Here is a 21462-nt window from a genome sequence, read left to right as displayed (position 1 = left end):
ATTCAATGACATTATCTGCCAATGCATCATCCAATGGAATTTCTATTTTTTCTTCCTCATCTCTTCTCATGGCTATGGTAATATTGTTTTCCAAATCACGCGGACCTAATTCAAGCTTGATTGGAGTTCCTTTCAATTCCCAATCATTGAATTTTTTACCCGGCCTGATGTCTCTGTCATCAAGGTTAACTCTAATGCCTTCAGCTTCCAATTGTTCCTTTATTTCAGCACATTTTGCAAGAACTTCCTCTTTTCCTTTCTTAAATAAAATTGGGATTATTGTAACTTGGTTCGGTGATACTTTTGGTGGTAAGCGTAAACCTTTGTCATCTCCGTGAATTCCAATAACTGATGCGATTACTCTATCAGATAATCCTGCACATGTTTGATAGACGAGTTTGTGTTGACCGTCTTTATCTTCAAAGGTAATGTCAAATGTTTTTGCAAAAGTTTGACCTAAATTGTGGATTGTACCAATTTGTAATGTTTTTCCGTTTGGCATTATTACATCAAAGGCCATAGTGTAGTCTGCTCCTGGGAATTTGTCCCATTCTGGTCTTTTAGAAATTAAATATGGGAGACCCAAATCATCAAAGAATTCTTTGTAAATTTCAATAAAGTCTTGGATTTGTTCATCGGATTCCTCTTTAGTTGCATGTGCAGTATGGGCTTCTTTAAATGTTGTAATTTCTCTTACACGAATCAATGGTCTTGTGTGTTTTGTTTCGTATCTAAATGTATTTACGATTTGATACATTTTGATTGGAAGGTCAATATGTGTTCTAATCCATAATGAATACATCGGATAAATTGCTGTTTCGCTTGTAGGTCTTAAGGCTAAATGTTCATTTAAATCAGTTTGCCCTCCTTTTGTAACCCAATATACTTCATCTTCAAATCCTTTTACGTGAATTCCTTCTTTTGCAAGTTCAGTTTCAGGTACAAGCATTGGGAATAATACTTCTTCGTGGTCCTTATCCAATAATTTTTTTATAATGTTCATGGAGTGTTTTCTTATTTGAAAACCGTATGGCATCCATACCGCCATTCCCTTAATAGGATATCTTGAATCAGTAATATTTGCATTTTCTAAAATATCATGAAACCATTCATCAAAATTTTCCACCATATCACCTAATAAATTTTTATAATATTAAATAATCTATTTTTAATAAGTATTAAATTTATTTAATGATGAAGTTTCTTGTAGTGGTTGTGACATTTTTTCATAAGAAAGTTATTTATAATTACTTTTTACATATATATTAATGTATAATTTATTTTAGGAGATATTATGAGCAATAGGAAAATACAAATGCCTCGTGAAGTTTACATTGATCCTGGTATTATAAAAGATACGGGAGAAATTTGTAAGTCTTTGCATTTGGATAAAAAGATTTTAATCGTTACAGGCAATCATACATATGAAGCAGGTGCAAAACCTGCAATAGAAAGCCTTGAAAAAGCAGGCATTGAATGGGATGTTATTAAAGTCAACAATGCAACATACGATTCAATAGCCGAAGTTGAAGAATTGATTACTTCAGACACTGCTGTTTTAGGCATTGGTGGGGGAAAAATAATCGATGTAGCCAAGCTATCTTCACATAATCAGGGTGTTTATTTTGTTTCCATGCCAACAACAGCTTCACACGATGGTATTGTATCTCCTTTAGCTTCAATTAAAGACCCTAATACTTCAACATCTGCTAAAGCACAGTCTCCAATAGCTGTAATTGCCGATACTGAGATTATTGCACAATCCCCATTCAGACTGCTGTCTGCAGGATGTGCTGATTTGATTGCAAATTTTACAGCCATTAAAGATTGGGAATTGGCTCATAGGCTAAAAAATGAACCTATCAGTGAATCAGCAGCTGCACTGTCAATCATGTCGGCGCATTTAATCACGGATAATGTGGCCAATATAAAGCCAAATCTTGAGGCAAGTGCAAGAATAGTCATGAAATCATTGTTCAGTGGTGGAATGGCTATCAGCATTGCAGGTTCATCACGTCCAGCCAGCGGGTCAGAACATCTGTTCTCACATGCATTGGATAAGATTTTGGACAAGCCTGCATTACACGGTGAGCAATGTGGTATTGGAACTATTCTGATGATGTATCTTCATGGAGGCGATTGGAAAGCAATAAAAGATACACTTAAATCTGTACAAGCACCAACAACCGCCCAGGAAGTGGGAATATCAGAAGAAGACATAATTGAGGCATTGGTGATGGCTCATAAAATCAGGCCTGAAAGATATACTATTTTAGGTGATAATGGAATTTCAAAAGAAGCAGCATATGAATTGGCTTATAAAACAGAGGTGATTTAGATGATTACATTGATAGGAAAAGATTTAGCAAAAAAAGGGCAGGAATTTGTTTTTCTAGGTCCGGCTGATGAGTGTGAAAACTGTAGGTTTAAATCATCTTGCGTTGGAAACCTGGAATTAAACAGGAAATATGTTGTAGTGGATGTTAAGGACAGCGAACAGAAATGTCCAATTCATGCAGAAGGAGTTGTTATTCCTGTTGAAATAGATTTTGCCAAAATAGACTTATTGACCACTTCAAAAAACATTTTTGAAGGATCAACATTTACTTATAATGCTCATGATTGTGATGAGAAATGTGATTTTCATGATTTGTGTTTCCCTGATGGACTTCAGGAAAATGACAAATGCATTGTTTTAGAAAACAATGGAAAACATAAAGAAGAATGTAAAAAAGGTTATAAACTTAATAATCTTACTTTGGGGTTTGTGATTTAAATGAAAAGCGCTAGCAGTAATGATTCTAGTAAGAAAAATGCAGGTTATAAGGCTGCTGAATATGTTAAGGATGGTATGGTTTTAGGACTTGGTACAGGTTCAACAACACATTACTTTATAGAAAAAGTGGGTATGAGAATTAAAGATGAAGGAATCAACGTAAAAGGAATTCCAACATCATTTCAATCATTATTAATAGCCAAACAATGGAATATTCCAATCACTACTTTGGAAGAAAACGACATTGACTTGTCAGTGGACGGTGCTGATGAAGTGGATAGTGAATTCAACTTAATTAAAGGTGGAGGAGCGGCACATACTAAAGAAAAGATTGTAGATTATGCTGCAATGAAATTCATTGTTATTGTCGATGAATCAAAATGTGTTGAAGATTTAGGCACATTCCCTGTTCCTGTTGAGGTATTGCCTGATGCATCCCGTATGGTCATAAAGGAACTTGAAGATATGGGTGCCAAATGTGAAATAAGAATGGCTCAAAGAAAAGACGGTCCAGTAATAACCGACAATGGTAATTTTGTCATTGATGCCAAATTTGAGAAAATCGAATCACCTGAACATATGGAAATTGACTTGAATACAATTCCGGGAGTTGTTGAAAACGGAATTTTCTCACAAATGGTCGATAAGGTTATTGTTGGAACTCCAAAAGGAACTAAAGAATTATAGGTGATGATGTGCCTGGTCCGTTTGGTGGAATGCCATTATATGATTTTAAGGATTTGTTGTATAAGCTAGCTATTTTGTTTGGAGCATTGCTTGTAATCTATGGTGTTTTGTGGCTTTTGGCAGAATTGCATATAATTCCAGGAATAATATTTGCAGTATTTCCTCAAATTGTTTTAATTCTGATTGGAATATTCATAATGTATGTTGCTTTTTCCAAAAGAAAATCATACTGATTTGAATTTTTAAAAGGGAGCATTAAATCTCTCTTATTGATTTTTATTTTTGATTTTGACTAAAAAAAGAAAATTAAAAGAGATTATGGGAAATCTCTTTATTTGATTGTTATTTTTGCTTTAACTGTTTTTCCGGTAAAGTATTTGTTGCCTGCAAATTTAACTGTAGCAGTGTGTTTGCCTTTTTTAGTTAATTTGGTAATTTTAAATGTAGCTTTACCTTTTGCAGTGGTGGTTGCTTTATAGGTTTTGCCTTTAACTTTGAGAGTAACTTTTACTTTTGATATTGCTTTACCAGATTTGGATTTTAAGGTTACAGTGTATTTTTTAGTTTTTGTTTTAGCCTTGAAAGTCTTTTTGGATGCAGTTAATTTGGATGCTTCTTTTGTGACTTTGATGGCTGCAGTTTTTGTAGCTGCTGCATATTCGTCATCACCAGCAAATTTAACGGTAGCTTTTAAAGAACCTGTTTTTGTTGCTTTAAGGGTAACAGTAGCTACTCCTTTTGAATTGGTTATTGTTTTGTAGGTTTTGCCGTTAAATGTAACTGTGATATCTTTATCAGCTAAAGTTTTACCGTTTGCATCTTTAAGAGTTATTTGGTATTTGCTGCCTTTTTCAATAGCTTGTAAGTAGAATGTTTTTCCACTAGCTGTTATTGCAGTTGCAGTTCTGTCATCTTTAACAGTGATTAGAGCTTCGGCATTGCCTGCTTTGTTGTAATAATCACTTGAAGTATGTACATTGGCACTATAATTTCCAGGAGTTAAAGTTAAGTTAATAGAAGCAACACCATTTGAATCAGTCACAACAGAATATTCTTCACCATTGAGGCTAATTGTTGTTGGTTTGTTAGCTATTGCTTTACCTTTGTTGTCTTTTAAAGTAATTTCAAATGTACCTTTCTTGTATCCTACAGCCACATCATTTGCGGTTAAGTTTACAGCTTGTGAATCTTTATAAGTTCCAATTACCTTTTCTGAAGATTGGTATCTGGTTTCACCTTGAACTATGAAGTATTCAAAAGTAGGTGGGAATGGTAATTTATCAGGTTTGTATGTATTTGGACCTACAGTTACATTGAAGTATCCGTCACCAAGCAAGATAGCTATTCTGCTTCCACTTAAAGTGTTGTTAAATATGTATTCGTTTCCTGATCCGTAACAAGTAATTGAACTAATTTTTGAGTTTAAAATGGTATTTTCATATACTTTGTGTCCTGAAGAATGTAAAAGATAAATGCCTTCTTTTGCACCGGAAACGGTATTATTGAATACGGTAACATTAAATCCATTAGCCTTGAATCTCACATCGATTCCATGATTTTTAGCATTAGTTACAGTATTATTTGCAACTATGGAGAATTGTGATCCAAAGCAGATAATTCCTGTTGTATATTGGTTTGATACTTTGTTGTTTGTTATTATTGAGTTAGGACAACCATTTTTTTGGAATCCTACAAATAATCCCCATGATGCTCCATCAATGTCACATTCGGTAATGGTGAGGTTTTTGCTGTTTTCTGCAAAGATACATGCAGTTTTGTATTCTTCACCATTTGGATTGGAATAATTTGGATAATTGCTAATTAAATTTAAATTACTTATTACAACATTGGTGTTGTTGATGGAATATATGATTGCGGAGTAAAGTAATGCATTGTATGTGCTTGGTAATCCTATAGAATTGATTATTTCTTTGTTTGTATTGTTTAATCCTTTTAAAGTTGCATTATTACCAATAATCTTTATGTTTTTATTAATGTAAATGCAAATGTCTTCAAATACTGCATCTTTCTCAAAAATTATTGTATCTCCATTTTCCATTCCGTTAATTGCAGTTTGGATTTGGGAATTTGTCATTCCTGCAGAAATTGTCACATTTTTACCGGTTGGTTTTAAAATTGTATCATAATCAACAACAATTGGTTTTGGTGTTTCGATTCCTTTATATTCAGTATAAGTTATATTTGTTAGTCCACTGTCTGTGTAGGTACCCATCATAGCAGATGTACTTGCATAATCTCCCTTTGCTTCAGCAACATAAAATACAAATGATGGTGGCATTGGTAAATTATCTAATTTCCATTCGTTTTCACCAATGGTAATGTTGTTATATCCTGTGTAAGCACCTCCAACAGGTTGTCCTCCACCTAAAAGAACTCCAATTCTTGAATTTAATAATTTATTATTGTTTATAGTTATATGGCTAGCACCACAACATGTAATTGAGCTTAAACTACAATTTCTTATTATATTTCCAGTTACTACATGTTTTGCTGAATGTAATAAATAAATACCTTCTTTAGCACCAATCACAGTATTGTTTAAAACTTTAACATTTGGTCCAATGCCATGTCTCACATCAATTCCGTGGTTTTTGGCATTGGTTACTGTGTTATTTCTAATTATTGTTCTAGGGGACTGGAAGTTGAATATTCCAGTAATTAATTGATTTTGAACTTTATTGTTTTCTATAATTCCGTCAGCACAATTTTGGAACCAAATACCCCAGGAACATCCAGTAATGCTGGTGTTTGAAATTGTTGTATGGTTTGAGAAATAATTATATATTACACAATTGCTGTATCTGGAGTCTGCTCCGTTATCAGTTCCACTATTTGCCCCTGCGACAAGTTTCATGTCTTTTAAGACTAAACCATCAGTTTTGAGAATGTATAATGTTGCAAGATTTGTAATTGCGTAACCACCTTCTGTGGTTTTGTTCATGATTATTTCAGGAGTGGTATTTGCAGATGGTCTGTCATATCCATATAATGTAGATCCATTCCCGTTTATTGTAATGCTTTTGTTTACATAAATACAGATGTCCTTATATTCTCCCTGTTGGAAATTTAAAGTATCTCCATCATTTAAACTATTTATTTTTGTTTGAATTTGATCATTAGTATCGGTAGTTTCAATTGTAACTTCTGTACTTGATAGCTTTTCGCTATTTCCTATAGTATCAGTTAAATTTTCAGCTGATACTATGGTTGTACTTAAAAATACAATTAATACTAACATTAATGCTAATATTAAACATTTTTTATCCATATTTTCATCTCTAAATTAATTATATTCAATCACTTATACCAATAAATTTCATCGATAAGTAATTAGTTATATATTGATTTTTATATTATTTAAATGAAAATGTCTCAAATATTTAATATAACATTGTTAATCAAATCTAATGGGTGTAATTTGATTTATATCGGTAGGATTTTCCAATATAATGCTGTTATATAGGTTAGATTTATATAGATTTGACTTCAAAAATATACTCGTTAATCAATATTATGTATATGGTATAATTTTTTATTTTATAAAATTTTATTAACTTATATAATTTGATTATAAAAATAAAGATTGGGAAGTTTTTAATATGGACAAAAAAGTGTTAATTCTTTTTTTATTATCTCTATTATTCTTATTATTAGTTTCTTCAGTTAGTGCAACTAATATCTATGGGAACAATATGACACTTCTTTCTGATAGTGGTGATAATTATGAAACTATTACTGCTGATTTGTCAAATGAAGATATCCAATCAAAATTTGATAATGCAAAAGAGGGAGATACTTTTGAATTTACAGATAAGGAATATAATGATATTTCTTTGGTTGTAAATAAAAAATTAAATATTGTTTCAAAAAATGATAGTGTTGTATATACTTCTGGTAAATTAACTGATAAAGCTAAGAATTTAGGATTGGATAAAACTTTCGGATTTTATTTCACATCAAAATCAGCAGGAAGTGTATTGTCTGGAATAACGATTGTTGCTTCAAATAGTGATTGTGGAGTTATTGTGGATAATGCAAAAAATGTTGTGGTTAAAGATAATAGGATTGTTGGTGGAAAAAACTGTATTTTAGTAAAAAATTCTGATAAAATTGTTGTTTCAGGCAATGATATCCTAAAAGCCAGTCAAAATGGTTTGCGGCTTCAGGATGTAAAAAATACATTAGTATATGATAATTCGATTTCATATAACAAATGGTCTGGAATTGAAACTTCAAATATTTATTATTGCAATATTACCAACAATACAATTCATCATAATAACTTAAATGGTATTTCAACCTTCAACAAGTCTTCCCATACATTAATTGCAAGAAATAATGTTTATGAAAATACTAATGGTGTCTATATCAACTCAACATCCACTAATGATGTTGTTAAAACAAATTCATTAACAAATAATAGAAAAGACCCACGTTCAAGCATGGGTGGATTTGAAACGGGTAACGGACTTTTGTTAGGTTCAGGATTCAAAAGTTCTGGAAGCACCATACTTAAAGTTGAGTATAACTATTTGGCACATAATGAATTTTACCAGGCTAAAAATTATTGGGAAAATGAAAACTTTGAATTGGGTCAAAACTGGTATGATTCAAATGATCCCTCAAATACTTTTGTATGTCCAAGGCTTTTAGCATCTTTAATGAATTTGGGTACTTTATCCATTAGTAACACTCTATCTCTTCAATTAAGAGATTCTTCCGGCAGGGCTGTAAATGAATTTGCAACTTTTCAAACAAATGTTGAAGTTGATGGGAATAGGTACACTGTTACGGTTAATGATGGGCAAGCAACAGTTGTTAAAGATTTGGACCCTACTGTTGACCATAATGTAAAGGTAGAAATTGGCGGTCAGTATTATAACTATGATTATCATGCTTCAGGTGATAAAGGCCAATCAACAGATTCAAAGTCATCAACATCAAATGATAATGAAAAAGGGTCTCAAAATAATAATGGAAATGAAGGAACTTCTGATGTAAATGGAAACTCCAATTATCAGGGTAATTCCCATGGTGGTAACTCTTCAGGTTCACATGTGGCAAATTCACTAAACTCAGGTAACTATGGAACAAACAGTTCAGACATTCCATCTCAAGACACTTCTGATAATGGACAGGATGCATTATCTAATGGTGATTTGAACTCCGGAGATACTGGCAATGGCGAAGCTTCTAAGGAAGGTAAAGCATTTGAGATTGTTCCTCCAGTAACCACTTCAAAAGAACTTACAAACACTTCTGGCCTTATAGTGATGTGCATATTATCCATAATGGGATTGTTGATTTATGGATATAGGGGTAAATTCGATAAAGATGAATATTAATAAACATTTTCTTTTCTTTTTTTCTTTAATTTATTAATAAGTTTAATTAAATTATATATTGATGATAGTCAAATCTTATTCTTTAAAAATCAATACTAATAAAAGCTTTGAAATTATTGATATCACTTCACAAATTAATAATCTGATTGATATTGATGAAGGAATCATCTCAATTTTTTCAAAACACTCTACATCAGCCATTGTGGTTAATGAAAATGAATCTGGTCTTTTAAATGATTTGGAATTCACATTAGATAATTTAATTGATGATAAATTTTCATACAAGCATGATAAAATCGATAATAATGCAAAATCACATTTGAAATCATTTTTACTTTCATCAAGCGAATCATTACCAATAAAAAATTCAAAATTGGATTTAGGTACTTGGCAATCTGTTTTTTTCATTGAATTAGATGGACCAAGAAGTGGAAGAACAGTAACTTTGACGATGGTTGGTGAATAATTGCAGAAATGGACAATAATTTTGATAGTTGTTATTGTATTATTGTTGATTTTCATTGCTGTTTTCAGTAATTATGATGCTTCTCCGGCTGTGAATAATTACTCTGAAATTGAAACACAAATGAGAAAATTATGGTATTAAAAAAAGAATTTTAGAATTCATTTGTTGATGAATTCTATTTCAAATGCAATTACAGGATACTCGAGGGTAAAGTTAGTTATTACTTCTGGGGAAACTTCACCAAAGAATCCTTTGATTGTACCTTTTTGAGCTTCGCCAACTACATCAGCTACTCTGCCTTCAATAAATGTCTTATTTTCACTGTCGCTTATTTCCATAGTATATCCTAAATTGGTCAATACGCTTGTCATTACTGATTTGATTTCAGTAAAGTTGGCGGTTGAATGGCAAATTAGGGCAGCTAACTTTTTGGAAGATCTTGTTTTGTTTTCTTTTGTATCGTCAAGATATAAAATATCTCCAATCTCAAATATTTTTTGAGGTAGGTCTTCATGCTTGTTGTCTTCTAAAAATTCCATTAAAGAATTGATTAGGCTAGTTCTAATCATAGTTCTGTCAATGGTAATTGGTCTTGCAACTTGCACATGTTCTTCTTCCGGATGATTCATTTTTTCGTAATGTGCCTCTTCGTTTGTAAGCATTAGGCTCATTACTTCCTGAAAACCTAATCCAACCATTACTTCACGGATAGTGCTTTCTGCTTTAAACCAATCGTTTTCATAAGCTACAGTATTGATTTCAGGTAATTTTGCTTCTACGGAGTTAATGTGGTATTGTACTGCAATATTTTCAACAACATCCACTTCATGCAATATGTCTACTCTATAAGCAGGTATAATTGCTTTGACTTCGTTTTCACTAATGATTTCAGCATCAAAACGTGCTTTTAAAAGCAATCCTTTAATGTCTTCAGCAGTAAGGCTTGTTCCACCAATCAAACTATTTGCTGTATCTACATGGACATTCATCTCTTGAGGAGTTAAATCTGGAGTCTTAATGCTTTTGTCAGCATATCTGACTTCCATGGATTTAATTTGACCTCCGACCTCTGCAAATGAACAGCATATGATATTCAATGCCTGATTGACAGCTCTTTCATCAGTTCCAGTCACATCAACAATAATGTTTTTTGTGTCTTCCTTGATTTTGGTCAACTCGCCGTTGATAATTGGTGGCATTGACAAGACATTGTCGTCCTTATCAAGAATTAATGGATATTTGTCAAAGTCTTGGATTAAATGAGCATAATCAACACCTTTGTCGTGTTGGGTTAATATTTCATCAGGAGTCATTTCAAAGTCCTTTTCTAAAGGAACAAATGCATTTGCATCCTTAGGGGTTGCAATATATTTAAATGGTCCGGTAACGACATCAGCATTATGAATACCGATAGCTACTTTTTTCCTGTCTCTTCCGATTACCCAATGGAGATTTTCCTGGAAATCCATAATATATTTGAGTTTATCGCCAGTAAAATCAACATTGTCAATTTTTGCAAATCCTATGTATGGTCTGATTTTTGCCACATCTTCATCCACTTCAACATATTCTCCAGATTCTTCAACCTTATAATCTGGAAAACCGATTTCCTGACCGATAAATCCTTTAAATGATCTGGCTACTCCTTCGACAGATAGATTGTCTGGGCGGTTTGGGAAGAATTCTACCTTGATTTCCTCATCATCAAAGTCTTCAATATCACTGGACATCATTGGCAATGTGTCTATTAATTCATCTTTTTCCATGTCTATTCCTAAATCTTTCAAATCCTGATATTTGAATGTAATAACTGGCATTTAATAACTCCATTAATTATTTTTAAAATCCATAAATCAATATGAAGAATAGAGATTCAATTACGAAATGCAATGCTCTATGTTCTATTTCACCCATATTGCGTATTAATACGGTATGTGAAACATCGATTACAAAATGAATTAGGGCTGCTTGAATTCCTACAACTGGATTTAAGAAAACTATTGATAAAACAATAAAATGAAATCCTGCTTCCATTGTCTCATGTGCTAACCATGTCTGCCATGTTGTTTTTGTGGTCTGTTGGATCAAACCACCTAAAATAATGTAAAAATTATTAAAAACTTTCCACATTATTTGTGTGTGCAATACATCGCTTATAGCTAGTACAATAGCAACATAAAACCATAATAAGTTCATTTTTTTACACAGTCCTTTTTTTGATTGATAATATTAATAATATGATTTTAGTATATAATATATTTATCTATATTTTCGATTTTTACTTAATATTTTTAAATAAGAAGCAACATATCTAATAATATTATTTTTATCTACATTTATTAGGAGAAAATATATGTCAAAAGAAGAGATTCCTAAAGACTATGACTTTAAAAAAGAAAAAGAATGGGAGAAGAAATGGGAAGATGAAAACATCTACAAATACATTGGAGATGGATCTCGTCCTAGATATGTTATTGATACTCCCCCACCATACCCAACAGGAGCTATTCACTTAGGACATGTCCTTAATTGGGTTTACATTGATATGAATGCAAGATACAGAAGGCAAAAAGGATATGATGTCTTATTCCCTCAGGGATGGGACTGCCATGGTCTTCCTACTGAGGTTAAGGTTGAAGAAACTCATGGAATCAAGAAAAATGATGTTTCAAGAGCTCAATTTAGACAGTATTGTATTGATTTGACCACTAAAAACATTGCAAGCATGAAAGCGGACATGAAGGCAATGGGTTATTCACAAGATTGGACTCGTGAATTCGTTACAATGAATCCTGAGTATATGAAAAGAACTCAATTTTCCTTTTTGAAAATGTATGAAGATGGTTTGATTTATCAAGGAAAACACCCAGTAAATTGGTGTCCTCGTTGTCAAACAGCTATTGCTTTTGCTGAAGTTGAATATTCGGACAACACTACCTTTTTAAATTATGTTAACTTCCCTCCTGCAGTTGAAGATTCATACAATGACATAGCATCTTCACAAGAATCCGGCAAGCAAGCTGACCCTAAAGAAGAGGGTATTTTAATTGCAACAACTAGGCCGGAATTGATGTCTGCATGTGTAGCGGTTGTAATTCACCCTGAAGATGAAAGATACACTCACCTTTTAGGTAAATATGTTGAAGTTCCTTTATCACACCAAAAAGTAAAAATTATTGCAGATGAAGAGGTAGATCCAGAATTTGGTACAGGTGCAGTAATGATTTGTACATTTGGGGATAAAACTGACGTAAGTTGGGTTCAAAAATATGACCTTGAAGTCATAGATGTTATTGATGATTCAGGTACATTAACAGCTGCTGCTGGAAGATATGAAGGAATGGACCTTCAAACATGTAAAAAACAGACTATCGAAGATTTGGACAGTGAGGGCTACTTATTGAAGAAAGAACAAGTTGATCAAAATGTAGGTCAATGCTGGAGATGTAAAACTCCTGTTGAAATTCTTCTTAAAGAACAGTGGTTTGTAGCTGTAAGGGATCTAATTGAAAAGACCAAAGTTGCAGCGAATGAAATGAATTGGGTACCTGAACACATGAAATCCCGTATGATAAACTGGGCGGATTCCATGGAATGGGACTGGTGTATTTCAAGACAAAGGATATTTGCAACACCAATTCCGGTATGGTACTGTAAAGACTGTGGAAAAGTCATTTTGCCTGAAGTTGATGACTTACCTATTGACCCAACTGTTGATAAGCCTAAACATGCATGTGAATGCGGATGTGAAGAGTTCGTACCGGAAGTAGATGTCTTGGACACTTGGATGGATTCCTCAATTTCACCATTATCCATTGCAGGATGGCCTGATGAAGATTATGTAAATCATTTCCCATCAAACATCCGTCCGCAAGGACACGATATTATTCGTACATGGGCATTTTACACAACTTTAAGATGTTTGGCTTTAACTGACCAAAAACCGTTTGATGATATTGTAATCAATGGTATGGTGTTCGGTGAAGATGGAAATAAAATGAGTAAATCAAGACCTGAGTTTGTTGTTGGACCTGAAGAGGTCATTGAAAAATATGGTGCAGATTCCTTGAGAACTTGGGCGGCAAACAGTGTTCCTGGCTCTGATGTAATATTTGACTGGAAAGATATTAAACACGGATACAGGTTCCTTAGAAAATTTTGGAATGCATTCAGATTCATTAGTATGCAAATATTTGATGAAGAAATATCCTATGGAGAAGTTAAAGATAATTTAGGTCCTATTGACTTATGGATTTTATCAAAACTCAATAACTTAAACAGAACTGTTGATGAAGCTTTTGAAGAATATAACTTTGCAGAAACAATCACTTCAATAGAAAGATTCTTCTGGCATGACTTCTGTGATGAATACATTGAAGCTGTAAAATACAGATTATACACAGATGTTTCAGATGAGTCAAGACGTGCTGCAAAATACACATTAAGGACTGTTGTTGAGACATCTTTAAAATTATTAGCTCCAATAGCTCCATTTTTCACAGAAGAAGTTTATCAATACTTCTCCGATGAATCAATTCACACAACTTCATGGCCTGAAGTCCATGATGAATTAATCAACGATGAAATGGAAAACAAAGGAGAAACCACTGTTGAGTTAATCGATGAAGTAAGAAGATTCAAGTCATCTGCAAAAATACCATTAAATGCTGAACTTTCTGAAGTCAATGTTTACACTTCAGATGAAGATTTGGTTGATGTATTTAATCAATTCGATGCAGATATTAAAGGAACTTTGAAAATCAATGACTTGGCAATTAGCTCTGGAAAACCTGAAGTTCATGAAAAGATAATTGAAGTTGAACCGGACATGTCTCAAATCGGACCGAAATTCAAAGGCGATGCAGGTAAAATCATAGGCTATTTAAAATCCACTCCAATTGATGAAATTGGAAACGTTTTAGATGAATCACATGAGTTAACTATTGGGGATATTGTAGTTCCTGAAGACATGTTAAACATCAAAAAGGAGATTGTCGGAGCATCCGGTAAAAAAGTGGATATCCTACAATCTGAAAACTTGGATATGATTGTGGAAGTAATTAGATAATTACTTTCCCATTAACTTTTTTTAATATTGAAGCTATTGCATAAGTTATGGCAAAAATAAGTGCTGTCCAGATTATTGAATGGATTATTGGCTGATTATGAACCAATAAAAATGGATAAGGGCCTTCTACTATTTTTAAAGCATTTAAACTAATCATGATTATTCCATAGATTGCTGTAAAATACAGTCCTTGAATTGCATGCAGGTTTTCATATCTTTCAAGAAAAATAAATGATATGATTGCTAAAACTGGACATAATGTGTGGTGGTATAGCATAGATTCATGGAGTAATAAATGATACAGTCCCAGATCTGTTGTCCAGGACAGTACTGTTAAAACGATTATTAATGTTAATGTTGTTGAAACAATTGCAATGTATCTGAAAGATTTAAACCATGATGGCAACTCATTATTTTTTGAAATATATGTTAAAAGGATTATTGATGATATCAATAACAATAGATTGCTGTCTTCGGTATAATATTCTAGTGATGTAATTCCCATTTCTTTAAAGACTAATACAAATCCTATAATCTCTAGAATAATTATCAACAGGTTGATTATTATATTGATATGTTTATGGGCTAGTTTCATTTTTTAATCTCTAACTATGGGGATTTCAATCTTATTCAAGGTCATTTTCTATTTCTTTAATAACATGGGCTGGAACGCCCACTGCAAGGGAATTATCTGGAATATCTTTGTTTACAACTGCTCCTGCACCTATTACAACATTATTTCCAATGGTAACTCCTGGAAGAACGGTAACATTAGCACCTAACCAAACATCATTGCCGATTTTAATGCTTTTTCCTTGAGCTAAATGTGCACGTCTGCCTTTAGGAGATAATGGATGTGTGGCTGTTGTAATGGTGGTATTCGGGCCAATCATCACATTGTCTCCAATATAAACTTCTTTAACGTCAAGAATTGTTAAATTAAAGTTTCCAGTAAAATTATTTCCAATGTGGATGTTTTTCCCATTATCAAAACAAAATCTTTTTGCAATCCAGACCTTTTCACCAACTGAACCTAAAATTTCGCTTAATACTTCATGTTGCTTGTCCAAATCATCTTCTGCAAGTGAATTGAATATGTTGGCATTTTCAATAGCATTCAATTTCATTAGGGATACTTCTTCATCGTCATAGCAATATTCAAGTCCCGCTTGCATTTTTTCAAGTTCTTTCATAATTATGTATTTGTTAAATTTCATTATAAATATTGTTTTAAAAATAAAAATTCTGTGGAGGATTAGTCTCCACCTGAAATGGTATAGTTATTTGTTCATTTTAATGATAAGCATTGCTATGTCATCAGATAATTCTTTATTATTACAGAATGTGTTGATATCATTTTCAACAGATTTTATGATGATGTTTAATTCATTATCCTTATTTTGATTTAATATTTTCTGCAGATTTCTTTCTCCATAATATCTATCATTTCCATCGTTTGCATATGTAACTCCATCGGTATATAAGAATAATGTGTCATTAGGTTTTAAATGAAGGGTATGCTTTTGATAATGCATATTTTTCATTCCTGCTAAAAGTAATCCTGGTTTTTTATTTAAATATTCAAAATCACCATTGTCTTGCCTAATTAATGGTTTTTTATGTCCTGCATTAACATAACATAATTCTCCAGTTTTTATATTAAGTTTTCCAAGTAAACAACCAACAAACAATCCTTTAACGTTATTTTTACAAAGTTCGTTATTAAGTTCATATAATACATCGGATAAATCTGAATAATATGTAGCATAATCCCTAATTAATGTCATAGTTTTTACTAGGATTAAAGTAGTTGAGACTCCTTTTCCACTAACGTCGCCTATTACAAATCCAATATTTTCTTCATCGATTTTGAAATAATCATAAAAGTCTCCACCAACAGCACGTGCAGCTTTCATAAATCCCCAAAGTCTCACATTATTATTTTCATTGAATTTTTCAAAATCAGTTGGGATCATTGAATATTGGATTTCATGAGCTAATTTGAGTTCTGTTTCATATCTTTCTTTTTCTTTAGTTACATCCAACAAATTTGCACGGTAATCCACAAATTCTTTTTCCATATTAAGCATGGATTCGGATAATGATTTTATTTCATTATTTACGGTAATGGAATTTAAATTATTAACTAGATTATCTAAATCAATATCATCATTTATTTCTTCAAATAGATATGATGATAATTGATTGATTGGGTTTATAACTTGTTTTTCCAAAAAGTACATATAAATAACTAATGGTATTAGAATGGCTAAGAAGAATCCTGATAAAAGAACTAAATAATTTAAAAATTCAGATGTAATTCCATGTTCATAAATTCCAAGAGCTGTTAATGATATTAACAGAAATGTAGGGATTATTATTAAAATAATGAATGTTGAAATAAATGTCTTATAAAATATTGTAAGTTTCTGAGTATTCTTTATTTTAAAAGCACCTTCGTCAAGTGGTTTAATTAAAAATATCGCGTACAATATTAAAATTAAAAATAAACAAAGATTATTTGGATTATTTAATGTGGCTATGGAAAGAAGTATTGCAATTACCAATGCTAAATAATATAATTGATTTGGCATAAATTTTTTAATTTGTTTTGGAGTATATACTGCAATGTTTAATTTTCCAAATAGGCCCATACCTAATAATAGCAAGATTAATCCTAATATGAAAATCATGTAATAACTTTCAAGGTTTAAGTCGAAAGTTGTATTAAATATTTGCTTAGAGAATAGGTACGTTTGAAAAATCATAAATAATACAATAATAACTATTTTAGCAAAACTGTAAAAACTATTCATATTGGGTATTTCAAAACCTCTTTTAGATTTTGTTAAGTACCACAATTTCCAAGGCATTATCCCTAATACAATTATCGATGATAAACTTAATATGATTACTGTTGCATTACTCATGCCTAATCCTAAAATCCAATATAGAAGCTCAACTATGCTAAATCCTAATATTGCATATGGACCTAATAATAAACTTAATATAAGTAAAGCGGATAATTCTAAATGAATATAATTATTATCAAACCATAAGTATCCAATTAGGATAAGTATTATATTTATTATCATGGAGATTAATACAATAAATTTTGGTGATTTGAAAAGTTCTTTATAATTCATTTTCTACCCACCCGTTATATTTTATAATTAGCATTGTTATATCATCATATTGTTCGCTGTTATTGCAAAATTTATCAATGTCTTCGGTAATTTCATTTATTATATCGTTTAATTTTTTATTTTTATTGTTATTGATTGTTTCTTTTAAACGATTTTCACCATAAAATCCATTATAATTATCATTTGCTTCTGTAACTCCATCAGTATATAAAAATATCATATCTCCCGCATTTAAATTAATTTCATGTTCATTATACTGGATGTCTTCTATTCCACCAATAACCAGATTCGGATGGGTTTTCAAGTATTCAAAATTATTGGAATCATGTTTAACCAATGGTTGATTGTGTCCAGCATTAACATAGGATAATTTTCCAGTTTTAAAGTTTAATTTTCCAAGCCAGATTGTTACAAATAACTCTTCGTCATTTCTTTCATAAGCTAAATTATTTACTTTTTCAAGCACTTGTGATAAATCCTCATTGAATTTTGCATGATTTTCAATTAAATACATTGTTTTAACCATGAATAATGTTGATGGAATTCCTTTACCACTAACATCTCCGATGACAAAATATACATGGTCTTCATCGATTTTGAAATAATCATAAAAGTCTCCTCCAACTTCACTTGCAGGTTTCATATATGCATATATTTCAAATGATTCATTATCGGTCAATTCATCGAAATTTTTTGGCAGCATATTTGATTGTATCTGGCTTGCCACATCAAATTCTGTTTTAAATTTTTCTTTTTCAGAAGTCGTTACTTGGAGTTGATTTAAATTGGTTCTAATTTTATCATATAATGTTACAAATGAGTTAGCTAATAATCCAATACTGTCATCATTTGTTATGTATTTCTTTAATTTATAAACAGATTCGACTTTATTTTTAGTTTTAAAGTAATTATCTGCAGTATTTATCATGTCATAAAGTGGATTAGTTATTGTTTTTTCAACGAATCGTATATAGATTAATGAAACTAATAATATAAACACACTTGTGAATGATAGAATGATTAAAATCTGATATGATGGATTTATTTTTGGAACGTATGATAAAATTAATATATTGAAATAGTTGAAGTTCAATACTATTGTCAAGGTTATAATAGCTAAGAAAACCAATATCATTTCCTCAATAATTGAATAATTGTCATTTGTTGGTTCAACTGTCACATCGAAAGTATTGAGATATAACAGTATTGAAGTAATTATTGTAACAAAGATGAAAAAATGCCTTACGGATTTAATATTCATAATTAATTCCTTAAATAGGAAATAACTTGTACATATTAAAAGTATTGCCAAAAGATAATTTTGATTAATATTGATTTTTGAAATCCTCTTTTTTGGAGTTTGTAAAGGTATTTTAAGGATATTAAAAGAACTAATTAGCAATAATCCAAATATTATAGTAAATGTGATAATATTTAACATGTAAGGTACATTAAAGTCTACATCTGAAATAGAATATGAATAATTTAAATTATGGAAAAGTGAAAAAGAGATAACTAAAAATGAGAAATATACGATTGAAATTAGTATTGTTATTGATAAAAATTTGATAATATTATAAGTTGAATTAAATCTGGGAGTATCTTTTTTTCCTCTATTGAATGTAGTATACCATAATCTATAGGTTAATGCTGAAATAAAAAATGTGATTATAAAATCGATAAAAGGCGCAGGTAGTCCTATTCCTTCAGCCAGTTCTCCGACTAATGTTCCTAATGCAAAACCTAAAGCACCCATTGGACCAAACATTAAACCAAATATTGGACCAAGAGCAATATCTGCATATATGTAATAGCCACCTATATGTTGAACTTCAAAAAGATAATTAAATATTAATTCAACAGCAAATGTGAAAAGGATAATAAACCATTTTTTGGTAAATAACTTTTTAATTCTAGAGGTAACCATTGGTACTATTTTTAATAAATATTATATATAAATATTCTTAAATATAATTTTGTTAAACATTGTAACGGTGTTTTCAAGTTATCATGAAAATGGGAAGGCTGGTTTTGATGAAGATTGAAAAGGAATATCTGAATTTAGAAGATGTTTATGAAATTCGAATTTTTGATGCTGCAGAGGTGGATTTTTATAATTCAACGCCACAGGAATTTGATATTGAAGACGATCCAATTCAAGAGTTCATCAATAATATTTCAGATAATGTTCATATATTTATTCCACATGAAGATGGAAAAGATTTCATTATCCAGTATTTAAGCAGTAATATTCTTGAGACATACAATATATCACAAGAAGATGCAAAAGGCAGACTATTAAGTAAGATTTCCCCGTTATGTTTTTATATGTTACATGATTATTTATTTGAGATTTATACAAATCATTCTACGAAAGAAATGAGAATTGTATATTATGATAATCAAAATGAATTAATTAAGAAAATTACTGCAAAAATAGTATTTTATATGGAAAGAATATTTATAATAGTTTCGAATGTGGGTGGAACAATAGGTAATCCTGCAGGCATGCTTGATAAAACTTTGGATGAAAATCAAAATAGCATAATGGAAAATCTTTCGCAAACTGGCAGTTATTATAAAATAAATGGAAAATATACCTGGTCTCAAGGAATATATAATATCATCAATCGTAATAAAGAAGAATCTGATGAGCAACACAATATTGTTTTCGATTTGGCGATTCCAGAGGATAACTATAAGGTTGATAAAATTTTAAGTATCCCAAACAAAGAAACTTCACAATGTGATGAAGTCATTAGGATTGTGGATGCCGAAGGTATTTTAAAACTTATTGAAGTTACTGTTTATTCTTATTTTGATGATAAAGGTGTCTTTATTCGTCAAGGTTGGATTAATGTTCTTACTCAGAGACATGGTGAAAGTAGTGAATCTATTGATTTTTTATTGGATGGTTCTAAAAGCAGTATGAAATTAGCTTGGTTAATTGAACCTTTGAATAAAAAATTATATAGTTTCTCCAAAGGTTTTTATAATTTGATTGAAAAGGATTATGGTGAATATGTCCATTCCCGTGAAATTTTAAATAATATTGCTGAGAAAGAAGTCGTTGATGAACTTAAAAAGCTGGCTGACGGTGACATAAGTAAGGTTGACGAAACATTGACATATAAAGTTGACGGAAACCCTCAGAATATAAAGATTGTTAATTTGTATATTGAAAGATTTGAGTATAATAATAATGTGCATAGTCTTGGATTTTTATCAGACGTTACTGAAGAGATGCTGAAAAAAGAACAATTGATTGAATCTAATGAACGACAGTTGGTATTAATTAAGGAATTGCATCACAGAGTAAAGAATAATCTGCAAATTATTAATAGTTTTTTAAATCTTGAAAAAAGGGCTTATAAAAATAATCCGGAGTTAGTTATTGAACATATGCAAACACGTTTAACTTCCCTTGCTTTGCTCCATGAAAAAACATACAATTCTCCAGATTTTAAAAATATTAATTTAAATGAATGTTTAACTGATCAAGATGTCAGCACAAAAAAATTAGTTAATTCGCCAATGGAAATCGAGTTTAAAACATATGTGGATGAAAATATAAATGTATCAATTGAAGTCATAACTCCATTACTCTTAATCATTGATGAACTAACAATGATTGCTATAAGAAATGCATTTCCGGATAAAACGACACTAAACAAAAAGATAATTAAAAAAGTAACAATGTCTGATAAGGATACTGTTCTTTTAACATTTGAAGAAATTGGTATTGGGATTAACGATTCAAAGGACATTACTGATGTCATCGGATGTGAAATAATAAAAAGCTTAACAAAACAGTTAGATGGAACCATTACTTCAATAAAAAACGAAAACGGAATTGTATATGAATTGGTTTTCCCTATTGAAATGATGCATACAATTCACTAATCAAAATCCAAAATTTATTAATTTAAAATGATGTTTAATATGGTAAAATT

The 21462-nt window shown here is 31.1% G+C and carries 16 protein-coding genes and 1 pseudogene; 9 read left to right on the top strand and 8 right to left on the bottom strand.

The annotated features are described in order from the left end of the window. Positions 1-1129, bottom strand: a pseudogene (proS, locus tag QZ143_RS04685) (proline--tRNA ligase); the annotation flags it as partial. A gap of 165 nt (positions 1130-1294) precedes the next feature. Between proS and QZ143_RS04680 the strand changes: the two are divergent. From QZ143_RS04680 to QZ143_RS04665, 4 genes are read left to right on the top strand one after another with little or no spacing between them, the layout of a single operon-like run. After that, a complete protein-coding gene (locus QZ143_RS04680) occupies positions 1295-2338 on the top strand; it encodes an NAD(P)-dependent glycerol-1-phosphate dehydrogenase (protein ID WP_292881746.1) in 1044 nt (347 codons plus the stop codon). Further along, a complete protein-coding gene (locus QZ143_RS04675; RefSeq protein WP_292881743.1) occupies positions 2339-2776 on the top strand; it encodes a UPF0179 family protein in 438 nt (145 codons plus the stop codon). After that, positions 2777-3463, top strand: a complete 687-nt coding sequence (rpiA, locus tag QZ143_RS04670; protein ID WP_292881740.1) for a ribose-5-phosphate isomerase RpiA — start codon at positions 2777-2779, stop codon at positions 3461-3463. Positions 3464-3471: 8 nt separating this feature from the next. Beyond that, the gene (locus QZ143_RS04665; RefSeq protein WP_292605534.1) at positions 3472-3696 is read left to right on the top strand and encodes a hypothetical protein; all 225 of its coding nucleotides are present in this window, start codon (positions 3472-3474) and stop codon (positions 3694-3696) included. A 98-nt stretch (positions 3697-3794) separates the two neighbouring features. On the opposite strand, the gene QZ143_RS04660 is transcribed toward QZ143_RS04665, so the two are convergent. Then, complete coding sequence (locus QZ143_RS04660) at positions 3795-6722, bottom strand: NosD domain-containing protein (protein ID WP_292881737.1); 2928 nt, start codon at positions 6720-6722, stop codon at positions 3795-3797. Between the two features lie 454 nt (positions 6723-7176). Here QZ143_RS04660 and QZ143_RS04655 point away from each other — a divergent pair, with 454 nt between their 5' ends. The 3 genes from QZ143_RS04655 to QZ143_RS04645 all read left to right on the top strand — a co-directional run bounded on the left by QZ143_RS04655 (position 7177) and on the right by QZ143_RS04645 (position 9436). Beyond that, the gene (locus QZ143_RS04655) at positions 7177-8829 is read left to right on the top strand and encodes a NosD domain-containing protein (RefSeq protein WP_292881734.1); all 1653 of its coding nucleotides are present in this window, start codon (positions 7177-7179) and stop codon (positions 8827-8829) included. 61 nt (positions 8830-8890) lie between these two features. Further along, positions 8891-9295 carry a secondary thiamine-phosphate synthase enzyme YjbQ gene (locus tag QZ143_RS04650; RefSeq protein WP_292881731.1) on the top strand — a complete coding sequence of 135 codons (405 nt, stop codon included), beginning with the start codon at positions 8891-8893 and terminating at the stop codon, positions 9293-9295. Further along, on the top strand, positions 9296-9436 hold the full coding sequence (locus QZ143_RS04645) for a hypothetical protein (protein ID WP_292881728.1): 141 nt from the start codon (positions 9296-9298) through the stop codon (positions 9434-9436). It begins immediately after the preceding gene. A 17-nt stretch (positions 9437-9453) separates the two neighbouring features. Here the strand turns inward: QZ143_RS04645 and pheT are convergent, their stop codons facing one another. Then, complete coding sequence (gene pheT / locus QZ143_RS04640) at positions 9454-11112, bottom strand: phenylalanine--tRNA ligase subunit beta (protein WP_292881723.1); 1659 nt, start codon at positions 11110-11112, stop codon at positions 9454-9456. A 22-nt stretch (positions 11113-11134) separates the two neighbouring features. Continuing rightward, the gene (locus QZ143_RS04635) at positions 11135-11491 is read right to left on the bottom strand and encodes a hypothetical protein (protein WP_292881720.1); all 357 of its coding nucleotides are present in this window, start codon (positions 11489-11491) and stop codon (positions 11135-11137) included. Positions 11492-11648: 157 nt separating this feature from the next. Here QZ143_RS04635 and QZ143_RS04630 point away from each other — a divergent pair, with 157 nt between their 5' ends. After that, a complete protein-coding gene (locus tag QZ143_RS04630; protein ID WP_292881718.1) occupies positions 11649-14363 on the top strand; it encodes a valine--tRNA ligase in 2715 nt (904 codons plus the stop codon). On the opposite strand, the gene QZ143_RS04625 is transcribed toward QZ143_RS04630, so the two are convergent. The 4 genes from QZ143_RS04625 to QZ143_RS04610 all read right to left on the bottom strand — a co-directional run bounded on the left by QZ143_RS04625 (position 14356) and on the right by QZ143_RS04610 (position 19436). Then, positions 14356-14958, bottom strand: coding sequence for a hypothetical protein (locus QZ143_RS04625; protein ID WP_292881712.1), 603 nt, complete (start codon positions 14956-14958; stop codon positions 14356-14358). The two genes, QZ143_RS04630 and QZ143_RS04625, sit on opposite strands and share 8 nt — an antisense overlap. 31 nt (positions 14959-14989) lie before the next feature. Continuing rightward, positions 14990-15556 carry a sugar O-acetyltransferase gene (locus tag QZ143_RS04620; RefSeq protein WP_292881709.1) on the bottom strand — a complete coding sequence of 189 codons (567 nt, stop codon included), beginning with the start codon at positions 15554-15556 and terminating at the stop codon, positions 14990-14992. Positions 15557-15643: 87 nt separating this feature from the next. Then, a complete protein-coding gene (locus QZ143_RS04615; protein WP_292881706.1) occupies positions 15644-17509 on the bottom strand; it encodes a PP2C family protein-serine/threonine phosphatase in 1866 nt (621 codons plus the stop codon). Continuing rightward, positions 17499-19436 carry a PP2C family protein-serine/threonine phosphatase gene (locus tag QZ143_RS04610; protein WP_292881703.1) on the bottom strand — a complete coding sequence of 646 codons (1938 nt, stop codon included), beginning with the start codon at positions 19434-19436 and terminating at the stop codon, positions 17499-17501. Before QZ143_RS04610 ends, QZ143_RS04615 begins: the two co-directional genes overlap by 11 nt. Before the next feature lie 107 nt (positions 19437-19543). Between QZ143_RS04610 and QZ143_RS04605 the strand changes: the two genes are divergently transcribed. Continuing rightward, the gene (locus tag QZ143_RS04605) at positions 19544-21412 is read left to right on the top strand and encodes a histidine kinase dimerization/phosphoacceptor domain -containing protein (protein ID WP_292881700.1); all 1869 of its coding nucleotides are present in this window, start codon (positions 19544-19546) and stop codon (positions 21410-21412) included. Positions 21413-21462 lie beyond the last annotated feature (50 nt).

The organism is Methanobrevibacter sp. UBA188, from assembly GCF_905234905.1.
In the GTDB taxonomy this organism is placed as follows: Archaea; Methanobacteriota; Methanobacteria; order Methanobacteriales; family Methanobacteriaceae; genus Methanocatella.
Note: the sequence above shows the minus strand (reverse complement) of the source record. Positions and strands in the feature narration are given on the sequence as shown.